The sequence below is a fragment of the Streptomyces sp. S3(2020) genome (assembly GCF_013044505.1).
Classification (GTDB): domain Bacteria; phylum Actinomycetota; class Actinomycetes; order Streptomycetales; family Streptomycetaceae; genus Streptomyces.
This window is the reverse complement of the sequence record NZ_JABERD010000270.1, coordinates 1-11,306: the sequence shown is the minus strand read 5'-3', so window position 1 is coordinate 11,306 and position 11,306 is coordinate 1. Positions and strand designations below refer to the sequence as shown.

The 11,306-nt window shown below is 70.8% G+C and carries 9 protein-coding genes and 2 pseudogenes; 6 read left to right on the top strand and 5 right to left on the bottom strand.

The window, feature by feature from the left end; all coding sequences use genetic code 11:
* Nucleotides 1-91 precede the first annotated feature (91 nt).
* Together HLK59_RS44030 and HLK59_RS44025 are read right to left on the bottom strand one after the other, a co-directional pair.
* Nucleotides 92-985: pseudogene (locus HLK59_RS44030) on the bottom strand (helix-turn-helix domain-containing GNAT family N-acetyltransferase); the annotation flags it as partial.
* Nucleotides 986-1,086: 101 nt separating this feature from the next.
* Complete coding sequence (locus HLK59_RS44025) at nucleotides 1,087-1,836, bottom strand: LppX_LprAFG lipoprotein (protein ID WP_171147291.1); 750 nt, start codon at nucleotides 1,834-1,836, stop codon at nucleotides 1,087-1,089.
* Nucleotides 1,837-2,025: 189 nt separating this feature from the next.
* Here HLK59_RS44025 and HLK59_RS44020 point away from each other — a divergent pair, with 189 nt between their 5' ends.
* From HLK59_RS44020 to HLK59_RS44000, 5 genes are read left to right on the top strand one after another with little or no spacing between them, the layout of a single operon-like run.
* On the top strand, nucleotides 2,026-3,534 hold the full coding sequence (locus HLK59_RS44020; protein WP_171147290.1) for an aldehyde dehydrogenase family protein: 1,509 nt from the start codon (nucleotides 2,026-2,028) through the stop codon (nucleotides 3,532-3,534).
* A gap of 56 nt (nucleotides 3,535-3,590) precedes the next feature.
* Nucleotides 3,591-5,114: a GMC oxidoreductase gene (locus HLK59_RS44015; RefSeq protein ID WP_171147289.1), complete on the top strand. Its 1,524-nt coding sequence runs from the start codon at nucleotides 3,591-3,593 to the stop codon at nucleotides 5,112-5,114.
* Complete coding sequence (locus tag HLK59_RS44010; RefSeq protein ID WP_171147288.1) at nucleotides 5,114-6,193, top strand: glycine betaine/L-proline ABC transporter ATP-binding protein; 1,080 nt, start codon at nucleotides 5,114-5,116, stop codon at nucleotides 6,191-6,193. Before HLK59_RS44015 ends, HLK59_RS44010 begins: the two co-directional genes overlap by 1 nt.
* Nucleotides 6,193-8,127: an ABC transporter permease subunit gene (locus tag HLK59_RS44005; RefSeq protein ID WP_171147287.1), complete on the top strand. Its 1,935-nt coding sequence runs from the start codon at nucleotides 6,193-6,195 to the stop codon at nucleotides 8,125-8,127. Before HLK59_RS44010 ends, HLK59_RS44005 begins: the two co-directional genes overlap by 1 nt.
* 1 nt (nucleotide 8,128) lies before the next feature.
* Complete coding sequence (locus tag HLK59_RS44000; RefSeq protein WP_171147286.1) at nucleotides 8,129-9,085, top strand: ABC transporter substrate-binding protein; 957 nt, start codon at nucleotides 8,129-8,131, stop codon at nucleotides 9,083-9,085.
* A 64-nt stretch (nucleotides 9,086-9,149) separates the two neighbouring features.
* Here the strand turns inward: HLK59_RS44000 and HLK59_RS43995 are convergent, their stop codons facing one another.
* Genes HLK59_RS43995 through HLK59_RS43985 form a run of 3 tightly spaced genes read right to left on the bottom strand, consistent with a single transcriptional unit; the run spans nucleotide 9,150 to nucleotide 10,815 of the window.
* Nucleotides 9,150-9,866, bottom strand: coding sequence for an isocitrate lyase/phosphoenolpyruvate mutase family protein (locus HLK59_RS43995; protein WP_171147285.1), 717 nt, complete (start codon nucleotides 9,864-9,866; stop codon nucleotides 9,150-9,152).
* A complete protein-coding gene (locus HLK59_RS43990; protein WP_171147284.1) occupies nucleotides 9,863-10,309 on the bottom strand; it encodes a carboxymuconolactone decarboxylase family protein in 447 nt (148 codons plus the stop codon). Before HLK59_RS43990 ends, HLK59_RS43995 begins: the two co-directional genes overlap by 4 nt.
* On the bottom strand, nucleotides 10,306-10,815 hold the full coding sequence (locus HLK59_RS43985) for a carboxymuconolactone decarboxylase family protein (protein WP_171147283.1): 510 nt from the start codon (nucleotides 10,813-10,815) through the stop codon (nucleotides 10,306-10,308). Before HLK59_RS43985 ends, HLK59_RS43990 begins: the two co-directional genes overlap by 4 nt.
* Before the next feature lie 47 nt (nucleotides 10,816-10,862).
* On the opposite strand from HLK59_RS43985, the pseudogene HLK59_RS43980 reads away from it, so the two are divergent.
* Nucleotides 10,863-11,102 (top strand): annotated as a pseudogene (locus HLK59_RS43980) (winged helix-turn-helix domain-containing protein); the annotation flags it as partial.
* Nucleotides 11,103-11,306 lie beyond the last annotated feature (204 nt).

Below are 11,306 nucleotides of genomic sequence, written 5' to 3'. Positions count from 1 at the left end.
CGTGCACTTGTGTCTCCGCTGCGCTGTGTCTCGGCAGCGTCTGATGTGTATAAGCGGTGGGGCCGGTGGCTCGCGGGAAGGCGCGGGCGGGTAGGCGTTTCTCGAACCAGTGGCTGGCGTAGACGTGGTCGACGTACGCCGGGATCTCGGTGTACCCGCACGCCCGGTACATCGCCCGCGCCTCGGTGAGCGTGGCGTGCGTGTCGAGGCGTACGACGGTCAACTTCCGTACGGAAGCCGCCTGTTCGAGTGCCGCCAGGATGCGTCGGGCGAGCCCCAGCCGACGGGCCTCCGGGTGCACCCACACATGGCGGATCTCCCCGACGCCGGGCTCCAGACGGCGCAGGGCCCCGCAGCCGACGGGCCGGTCCTCCTCGTACGCGACGAAGAACGCCCCGGCGTCCCCGGAGACCTCCTCCGGCCGTACGAGGTCGGACTTGTCGAAGCCTTCCGGGAAGCGGGCGTCGATGTCGGCCGCGTAGGCGTCGAGGCAGGCGCGGGCGTCCGGGGTGTGGCCGTCGACGAGGGCGACCGTGATGGCGGCGAGGCGCAGCAGGCGGCGGGTGGTGGCCAGGGCGCCGGTCAGGTCGGCGCGCTGCCCCTGGGTGAGGCCGGACAGCAGGCCTGCCGCGAGGGCGTCGGCACGGCGGTTCTGCTCCGTGACCTCGGTGCGGCCCGCCGGGGTCAGCTCGACCCTGCGCAGCCGGCTGTCCCCGGGGTGGACGCTGATCCGGACCATGCCCTGGGCCTCCAGGGTCTTCGTCATCCGGCTCAGATACCCGGCGTCCAGTCCGAGACGGCTCCTGAGCTCGCGCAGGGACACGCCCCCGCCGATCTCGAACAGCAGCCGTGCCGCGCCCAGCGGGCGGTCCTGGCCGAGGTAGTGGTCGTCGAGTGCGCCGATGCGGCGGGTGAAGTAGCGGTTGAACCGGCGGAGGGCCGCCACGTCGTCCGTCGACACAGGCTCGGTGTGTCCTGGCTTCATAGTTCTTTGACTTTAGTCAAAGGTTTCCGCCGGGTCCATGGGCTCGCGGGTGTGTCCGTGGGTTCTCGGTTGTCCCTGGAGTCTCAGGTGTCCCTGGGTTCTCAGGTGTTCTGAAGCTCCTCCTGCAACTTGCCCACGTCCACCGACTCGTCCGCCGAGGGGGTCGTGGTCGGCACCGGCTTGTCGTAGTCCGTGAAGGTCAGCGTCGTATGCGTGCCGTCGCCCCGCTGGACCGCCTTGACCAGTTGGTGCGGGGAGTCCGAAGTGACGTAGAGGACCGCCTTCTTGCCGTCCTGTGTGCCCGTCAGCGGGATCACCTTCGTGCCGTCGACGGTGGTCTCCTCGCCCTTCGTCAACGTGGTCTTCTCGGAACCGTCGTCGCCCTCGATCTCCTGCTGGAAGGAGGTCAGATCGCAGGTGTCGGCCATGCCCTTGAGCATGGCGTCGTTCGTGGAGCCGTGGATGTAGCGGTTCTTGAAGAGCTCGGCCACCGCCTCGCCCTGGCTGCCGGGCACCTGGGCCTTCCAGAAGGTCCCGTCCGGCTTCATCCACACCTCGTCGCCCTGTTTGACGATCTCGACGCTGCCGCCGCCCGAGCCCATCCGCATCGACCCCACGCAGTTGCCGTCCTGGTCGAGGGTGAGGTCCATCGACGTCGGCTGCGTCTTGCTGGTCGTCGCGTTCGTGCCGCGGTCCGTGAGCCTCAGGTGGACGGACTCGGCGTCGAGGAGATTGTCCTTCGCCTGGTCGGCGAGTTGCCGGGCGGTCAGATCGTCGCCGTCATCCGCGGCGATCAGGACCGGCGAGAGCAGCAGCACCGCCGTTGCGCAGATCAGCGCCTTGTGTGCCATGCGTCACCTCCATGAGCCACTCTTCAGCGTACGATTCACCCCTGTTTGTCCGCATGTTCAGTGACGCGGCGCACTTTCAGGCATCGATTGCGCATGCAATGCGGGAGTGAGGGCAGGCGGTGACGGTCCCCGTGAGTGACACCCGTGTGACTCAGGGGAACTGAACAGGAACGGAAGGCGACAGCGATCATGGCCGGACAGCACGCGCGACAGGCGCGGCAGACGATCCACGCGGGCGGCGAGTGGCGCGAAGCCGTCTCAGGGGCGACCCGCGACATCATCGACCCCGCGGACGCGCAGCCGTTCGCCGTCGTCGCCGAGGGTGACGAGAAGGACACCGACCTGGCCGTAGCCGCCGCACGGCAGGCCTTCGACCACGGCGACTGGCCGCGCACCCCCGTCTCCGAGCGTGCCGTGCTGCTGTACCGCGTCGCCGATCTGCTCGTTCGCGATCGCGAGCGGCTCGGGCTGCTGGAGAGCCGCGACGCGGGCAAGACGCTCGAAGAGGGCCGCGTCGACATCGACTGTGTCGCCGACGCCTTCCGCTACTTCGCCGGCCTCGTCGCCGCCGAGTCCTCAGGGCGGGTCGTCGACGCGGGCTCGCCCGACATCCACAGTGTCGTCGTGCACGAGCCCGTCGGCGTCTGCGCGCTGATCACGCCCTGGAACTACCCGCTGCTCCAGGCCAGTTGGAAGATCGCCCCCGCGCTCGCGGCCGGCAACACCTTCGTCGTCAAGCCGAGCGAGATCACACCGCTGACGACGATCGCGCTGATCGAGCTGCTGGTCGAGGCCGGCCTCCCCGCCGGAGTCGCCAACATCGTGACCGGGCCCGGCGGTTCGGTCGGGGCCCGGCTCGCCGAGCACCCCGACGTCGACCTCGTCTCCTTCACCGGCGGTCTGGTCAGCGGCACCAAGGTGGCCCAGGCCGCGGCCCCGTCGGTGAAGAAGGTCGCCCTCGAACTCGGCGGCAAGAACCCCAACGTGGTCTTCGCCGACGCCTGCGCCACGGAGGAGGGCTTCGACACCGCCGTCGACCAGGCCCTCAACGCCGCGTTCATCCACAGCGGGCAGGTCTGCTCGGCGGGCGGACGGCTCATCGTCGAGGAGTCCGTACGGGAGCGCTTCGTCGCCGAACTCGCCCTGCGCGCCGGGCGGATCCGGCTCGGGCGCGGCACCGACGACGGTGTCGAGTGCGGGCCGCTCGTCTCCGAGCAGCAGCGCACCAAGGTCGAGGGGTACGTGGCCTCGGCACTGGCGGAGGGCGCGGTGCTGCGGACCGGCGGCAAGCGGCCGGAGGGCCTGGGCGGGGGTTACTTCTACGAACCGACCGTCCTCGACGCCTGCCACCGCGAGATGAAGGTCGTACGCGAAGAGGTCTTCGGTCCCGTCCTCACCGTCGAGACCTTCCGCACGGAGGACGAGGCCGTCGCGCTCGCCAACGACACCGAGTACGGCCTCGCGGGCGCCGTCTGGACCACCGACGCCGGACGCGCCCGCAGGGTCGCGGGCCGGCTGCGCCACGGCACCGTCTGGATCAACGACTTCCACCCCTACCTCCCGCAGGCGGAGTGGGGCGGCTTCCGCAAGAGCGGCACGGGCCGCGAGCTGGGCCCCGCCGGGCTCGCCGAGTACCGCGAGTCCAAGCACATCTACCAGAACCTCGCGCCGAGGCCCGTCCGCTGGTTCGTCGGCTGAGACAACCCGCTCATCGCAGGCATCGCAAGTCTCGCAAGTCCTTGGAGTAACCCCCCATGCACCAGCACGAATACGACTACGTCGTCGTCGGCGGTGGCACCGCCGGCTCCGTCATAGCCTCCCGCCTCACCGAGAACCCGGACGTCACCGTCGCCGTCATCGAGGGCGGCCCCAGCGACGTGGGCCGCGACGACGTCCTCACCCTGCGGCGCTGGACGGGCCTGCTCGGCGGAGACCTGGACTACGACTACCCGACGGTGGAACAGCCACGCGGCAACTCCCACATCCGGCACAGCCGGGCCCGCGTCCTCGGCGGCTGCTCCTCCCACAACACGCTGATCGCGTTCAAGCCGCTGCCGTCCGACTTCGACGAGTGGGAGGCGAACGGCGCCAAGGGCTGGGGCGCGGTGCCCATGGAGGCGTACTACGCGCGCCTCCTCAACAACATCGTCCCGGTCGACGAGAAGGACCGGAACGCCATCGCCCGCGACTTCGTCGACGCGGCGCAGGAGGCGACGGGCGTCCCGCGCGTCGAGGGCTTCAACCGCAAGCCCTTCGACGACGGCGTCGGCTTCTTCGACCTCGCCTACCACCCCGAGAACAACAAGCGGTCCTCGGCGTCCGTGGCGTATCTGCACCCGGTGATGGACGAGCGCCCCAACCTGACGATCCTGCTGGAGACCTGGGCGTACAGGCTGGACCTGGACGGCACGCTCGCGCGGGGTGTGCACGTGCGGGCCGCGGACGGCGAGGAGTTCGTCGTACGGGCCAGGCGCGAGGTCGTGCTGTGCGCGGGCGCCGTCGACTCGCCACGGCTGCTGCTGCACTCCGGCATCGGCCCCCGCGAGGACCTCGAAGCGCTCGGCATCCCCGTCGTCCAGGACCTGCCCGGCGTCGGTGAGAACCTCCTCGACCACCCCGAGTCGGTGATCGTCTGGGAGACCCACGGACCCCTCCCGGAGAACTCCGCGATGGACTCCGACGCGGGCCTGTTCGTCCGCCGCGACCCCGATCACGCCGGCCCGGACCTGATGTTCCACTTCTACCAGGTCCCCTTCACGGACAACCCCGAGCGACTGGGCTACGAACGGCCTTCGTACGGCGTCTCGATGACCCCGAACATCCCCAAGCCCAAGAGCCGCGGACGCCTGTACCTGACCAGCGCCGACCCGTCCGAGAAACCCGCCCTCGACTTCCGCTACTTCACCGACGAGGACGACTACGACGGCCGCACACTCGTCGACGGCATCCGCATCGCCCGTGAGATAGCCCGCACCGAACCGCTGGCGGGCTGGCTCAAGCGCGAGGTGTGCCCCGGGCCGGATGTCGTCGGCGACGAGGAGCTGAGCGCCTACGCCCGCAAGGTCGCGCACACCGTGTACCACCCGGCGGGAACCTGCCGGATGGGCGCCGCTGACGACGAACTGGCCGTGGTGGACCCGGAGTTGAGGATCCGCGGCCTGGACGGCATCCGTATCGCGGATGCCTCGGTCTTCCCGACGATGACCGCGGTGAACCCGATGATCGGGGTGCTGATGGTCGGTGAGAGGGCCGTGGACCTGATCGGAGGCGGTGCGTGATGAGTACGACGGCAAGCACAAGTGAGAGCAGGGGTACGGCTGTTGACGGGCCGGTTTTCTCCGTCGACGGCCTGTGGAAGGTCTTCGGCCCGAAGGCCGACCGGATCCCCGCGGACCCGGAGCTCAAGGGGCTGGCCTCCGCCGAACTACGCGCCCGCACCGGCTGCACCGCCGCCGTCCAGGACGTCTCCTTCGACGTCCGCAAGGGCGAGGTCTTCGTGGTGATGGGGCTGTCGGGTTCCGGCAAGTCCACGCTCGTCCGCTGTCTGACCCGCCTCATCGAACCGACGGCCGGCACCATCGCCATCGACGGCGAGGACGTCCGCGCCATGGACAAGTCCCGTCTGCGCGAACTGCGCCGTCACCGCGCCGCGATGGTCTTCCAGCACTTCGGCCTGCTCCCGCACCGCACGGTCCTCGACAACGTGGCGTACGGCCTGGAGATCCAGGGCGTCGGCAAGTCCGAGCGCCGGGCGCGGGCCGCGGACGTCGTGGCCAAGGTCGGCCTGGAGGGCATGGAACAGCGCAGGCCGAGCCAGCTCTCGGGCGGCCAGCAGCAACGCGTCGGGCTGGCCCGCGCGCTCGCCGTCGACCCCCAGGTCCTGCTGTTCGACGAGCCGTTCAGCGCCCTGGACCCGCTGATCCGCCGGGACATGCAGGAGGAGGTCGTCCGCCTCCACCGTGAGGAGGGCCGCACGATGGTCTTCATCACGCACGACCTGAACGAGGCGCTGAAACTGGGCGACCGCATCGCGCTGATGCGCGACGGCCGGGTCGTCCAGCTCGGCACCCCGGAGGAGATCGTGGGCTCGCCCGCCGACGACTACGTCCGCGAGTTCGTCCGGGACGTGCCGCGCGAACAGGTGATGACCGTCCGCACGGCGATGCGGGCCGCGTCGGCCGCGGAGCAGGGCAGCGGCCCGGCCCTCGCGCCGGACACCACCGTCTCGGCGGCCATCGAGGCGGTCGCACGGGCGGGGGTCCCGGCCCGGGTGGTCGACGAGGGCCGGTGTGTCGGGGTGGTGGACTCGGACGCGCTGCTCGGGGTGGTGGCCGGGACCGCCAAGGAGGCGGTCTGATGGCTACCGTCACCGCTTCCGTCCCCCGTACGGTCCCCGCCGTCCTCCGGCACCGCGCGGTGCACAAGCTCCTGCTCCTCGCCGCGGCCGCCGCGATCCTCGTACCGCTGGCGAACGCCGCCTGGGCGAGCGGAACATGGCCCGACGCCCTCACCGTCGACCTCTCAGGACCGCTGAACACGGCCAGCGACTGGATCGTCGACAACCGGGACAGCCACCCCCTGTTCCTCTACTTCTTCGGCCACATCAGCAACGCCGTCGTCCTCGGCGTACGGGCCGTGTACCTGGTGCTGCTGGCGGCGGGCTGGGCCGGCGTCACCGCGGTCGGCGCCCTCGTCGCCTGGCGGGTCGCCGGCATCAGGCTCGCCCTCGGAACCGCCGCCGCGTTCCTCGCCTGCGGTCTGCTCGGCATGTGGGTGCCGACGATGCAGACCCTCGCCCTGATGGTCGTGGCCGTCCTCGCGTCGGTCGTCGTGGGCGCGTTCCTCGGACTCGCCTCCGGGCTCTCCGACCGCCTCGACCGCGCCCTGCGCCCGGTCCTGGACACCATGCAGGTGCTCCCGGCGTACGCCTACCTCCTCCCTGTCGTCATGGTCTTCGGCCTGGGCGTCCCCGCGGCCGTCCTCGCCACCGTCGTCTACGCCGCCCCGCCCATGGCCCGCCTCACCGCCCTCGGCCTGCGCGGCGCCGACAAGGGGGTCCTGGAAGCGGTCGACTCGCTCGGCGCCACCGCACGCCAGCGCCTGCTGACCGCCCGCATCCCGCTGGCCCGCAGGGAACTCCTCCTCGGCCTCAACCAGACGATCATGATGGCCCTGTCCATGGCCGTCATCGCGTCGGTCATCGGCGCCGGCGGCCTCGGCGACCGCGTCTACCAGGCACTCGCGTCGGTCGACGTCGGCGCGGCGCTGGCGGCGGGCATCCCGATCGTGCTCCTCGCCGTCGTACTGGACCGGGTGACGGCGGCCGCCGGAGACGGGACCGAGGGAACCGGCCGCAAGGGGTGGGCGTACGCCTTCGGCGCCGCCCTCGCCGTGGCCGTGGCCGGACGTCTCGTGGGCCGCCTCGACTGGCCCGACGCCTGGGTCGTCCAGATCGCCCCGCCCGTCAACCGCGCCGTCGACTGGATGACCGCCCATCTCTACTCCGGCGTCCCCGTCGTCGGCGGCACCGCCGACTGGGCCGCCCACTTCACCACCTGGGTCCTGAACCCGCTCCGGGACGGTCTCCAGTGGCTGCCCTGGTGGTCGGTGCTGCTCGTGGTCGCCACCCTGGCCTGGCTGATCGGCACCTGGCGCACCGCGCTCACCGCTGTCCTCGCCATGGCCGCGATCGGGGTACTGGGGGTGTGGGATCCGGCCCTGGACACGCTCTCGCAGGTCCTCGCCGCCGTCGCCGTCACGCTCGTCATCGGCTTCGCGACCGGTGTCGCGGCCGCCCGCAGCGACCGTGTCGAACGGCTGCTCAGGCCCGTCCTGGACGTCTTCCAGACGATGCCGCAGTTCGTGTACCTGATCCCGGTGGTGGCCCTCTTCGGCGTCGGCCGCGCCCCCGCGGTCGCCGCGGCCGTCGTCTACGCGCTGCCCGCCGTCGTCCGTATCACCACGCAGGGCCTGCGCCAGGTCGACCCGGCCGCGCTGGAGTCCTCCAGTTCGCTCGGCGCGACCGCCTGGCAGCAACTGCGCCAGGTCCAACTCCCTCTCGCCCGACCGGCATTGCTGCTCGCCGTCAACCAGGGCGTGGTCCTGGTCCTCGCCGTCGTCATCATCGGCGGCCTGGTCGGTGGCGGAGCGCTCGGCTACGACGCCGTGTTCGGCCTCGCCCAGGGCGACCTGGCGACCGGACTGGTGGCCGGCGCGGCCATCGTCTGCCTCGGACTGATGCTCGACCGGGTGACCCAGCCGACGGAACGCCGTACGAAGAAGGGAGCGTGACATGCGCGTACGTACGACCGCCGTAGTGGCCGGTGCCGCATCCCTGCTGTTGCTGACCGGCTGCGGTGCCGCCGACATGACCCGGCAGTCCTCGCCCTTCGCCAACGCGCAGGGCGCCAGGACCGTGACGCTGTCCGTGCAGTCCTGGGTGGGCGCGCAGGCCAACGTGGCCGTCGCGCAGTACCTGTTGGAGCACGAGCTCGGCTACCGCGTCGACACCGTGCAGGTCGACGAGGTCCCCGCCTGGGACGCCCTCAGTCAGGGCCGGGTCGACGCGATCATGGAGGACTGGGGCCATCCCGAGCAGGAACAGCGGTACGTCCAGGACAAGAAGACGATCGTCGACGGCGGTGGCCTCGGGGTCACCGGGCACATCGGCTGGTACGTCCCGACGTACTTCGCCAAGGCGCACCCGGACGTCACCGACTGGAAGAACCTCGACAAGTACGCCGCGCGGATGCGCACCGCGGAGAGCGGCGGCAAGGGCCAGCTGATGGACGGCTCGCCCTCCTACGTCACCAACGACAAGGCGCTGGTGAACAACCTGAAGCTCGACTACCAGGTCGTGTTCGCCGGTTCCGAGGCCGCCCAGATCACCCAGATCAAGCAGTTCGCCAAGGAGAAGAAGCCCTTCCTCACCTACTGGTACGCCCCGCAGTGGCTCTTCGAGAAGGTTCCCATGACCGAGGTGAAGCTCCCCGCCTACAAGGAGGGCTGCGACACCGACCCGGACAAGGTCGCCTGCGCCTACCCGCACACCCCGCTGCGGAAGTACCTCAACGCCGACTTCGCCCGCAGCGGCGGCAAGGCGGCGGCCTTCCTGAAGAAGTTCCAGTGGACGACCGAGGACCAGAACGAGGTCTCCCTGCTGATCGCCGACCGGAAACTGACACCCGAGGAGGCGGCGAAGAAGTGGGTGGAGGGCCATAGGTCCACCTGGCAGGCGTGGCTTTCGTGACCGAGGGCCGGGCCGGCGGGGAGGGGATCGGCGGCCCCTCCCCGCCGGTTTCCCGGCCGCGCGGTCAGCGCATCTCCTCGACCAGCTCCGCGAGGATCTCGGACGAGCGCCGCTGCAGGCCCGGCCCGAACGTGACCCGGGTGGCGCCCCGCCCGCCGAGTTCGGCGGGGGAGAGGCCGCTGCCGACCAGCGCGATCACATTGATCGGCCCGTGGATCGCGGCCCGCAGCAGCGGCAGCACCTTGGCCGGGGCGCTGATCGGATACACGCAGTCGGCTCCCGCCGCGGTGTACAACGCCGCCCGCTCGATGGTCGGTTCGGGATCCTCGACCCCGCGCACGAACGTATCGATCCGGGCGTTGACGAACAGCGCATCCCCGGCCGCGTACCGCACCTCGGCGAGCCACTCGGCGTGCTGGTGCGGGTCCTTGAGAACACCCCCGTTGGAGTCCTCAAGGTTGCAGCCCACGGCACCCGCCTCCAGCAGCCGCTCCACCAGCTCCTTCGGAGCCATCCCGTAACCGTCCTCGACATCCGCGGACACCGGAACGTCCACGGCCCGGGCGATCCGCGCGACCGCCGCGAACATCTCGTCGGCCGGCGTCGCCCCGTCCTCGTACCCGAGAGCGGCGGCCACCCCCGCGCTGGGCGTCGCGAGCGCCGGACAGCCGGCCTTGGCGAAGACGCGGGCGCTGGCCGCGTCCCAGGGGCCCGGCAGGACGAGCGGATCGTCCTGTGCCGGACGGCGGTGCAGCTTGCGGAAGATCTCGACCTTGCTCATGGTGTGTAGCCTCCCGGCGGGATGCGGCGGCTCACCATCACCCGGTTCCAGTTGTTGATGGCGACGATCAGGCCGGTGAGATGGGCGAGCCCGCTGTCGTCGAAGTGCTTGGCGGCCCGCTCGTACACCTCGTCCGGCACGAACCCGTCCGTGAGGACGGTCACCGCCTCCGTCAGCGCGAGCGCGGCCCGCTCCCGCTCGTCGTAGACGTCCCCGGCCTCCTCCCACGCCGCCAGCAGGTCCAACCTGCGCTCGCTCACCCCGTGTTCACGAGCGATCCGCAGATGCATGTCGAGGCAGAACGCGCAGTGGTTGAGCTGCGAGGCCCGGATCACCACCAGCTCCGCCAGCACGGGGTCCCCGAGCCCCTTCTTCGCGGCGGCGCTGAGCGCGGACATGGCCTGCGCGACGGCCGGGTCCAGCAGCCGCGTACGCCCCGTCACTTGTTCCCCGACTGGTAGTGCCCCGGAACCAGACGGCAGGTCACCCCGAAACGGTTCCACGCGTTGATGACGGCGATCGCCGCGATCAACTGCGCCAGCTCCGCCTCCGTGAAGTGCTTGGCGGCCCGCTCGTACACCTCGTCCGGCACGAACCCGTCCGTGAGGACGGTCACCGCCTCCGTCAGTGCCAGCGCGGCGAGCTCCTGCTCGGTGTAGAAGTGCTCCGACTCCTCCCACGCGCTCAGCTGGACGATCCGCTCGACGCTCTCGCCCGCCGCGAACGCCTCCTTGCTGTGCATGTCGACACAGAGCGCGCAGTGGTTGATCTGGGAGGCGCGGACCTTCACCAGCTCCAGCAGCTTCGGGTCCAGGCCCTTCCGCGCGGCGGCATCCAGGCGGACCATCGCTTTGAAGACCTCGGGAGCCTGCTCGGCCCAGTTCAGTCGGGGACTGTGCTCGGGGGCGTACTCCACGGTCGTAGGACTGTCGTCGGTGTGCGTCGTCATAGTGTCGACACTATGTCGGAGGCTGCCCACGGGTATGGTCCATTTCCATGCCGAAAACCTGGGCCACTCTGGGCGTCGACCTGCACCTGGAACCCACCGGCCCCGGCCTGCGCCGCGGCCTGACCGACGCCCTGCGCGAGGCCGTCCGCACCGGCCGTCTCGCCCCGGACACCCGTCTGCCCTCCTCCCGCTCCCTCGCCGCCGACCTCGGCATCGCCCGCAACACGGTCGCCGACGCCTACGCCGACCTGGTCGCCGAAGGCTGGCTCACCTCGAAACAGGGCTCCGCCGGTCCGCGCCGGGGGCACGGGGCCGGGGGGTGCGAGGACTCGCGGAGCGGGTCGGCGTCTCCGTCCGGTCCCGCGTAGTGCGCTGTTCAAAGCCCGTCGCCCGTCGTGGACGACGCGGCCAGGGGGCGTCTTGGTGTGACACGGCGGCTCCGCGCCTCGGCTGCAAGACGGCGTTGACCGGCGAGAAGCAGCGCCTAGCCG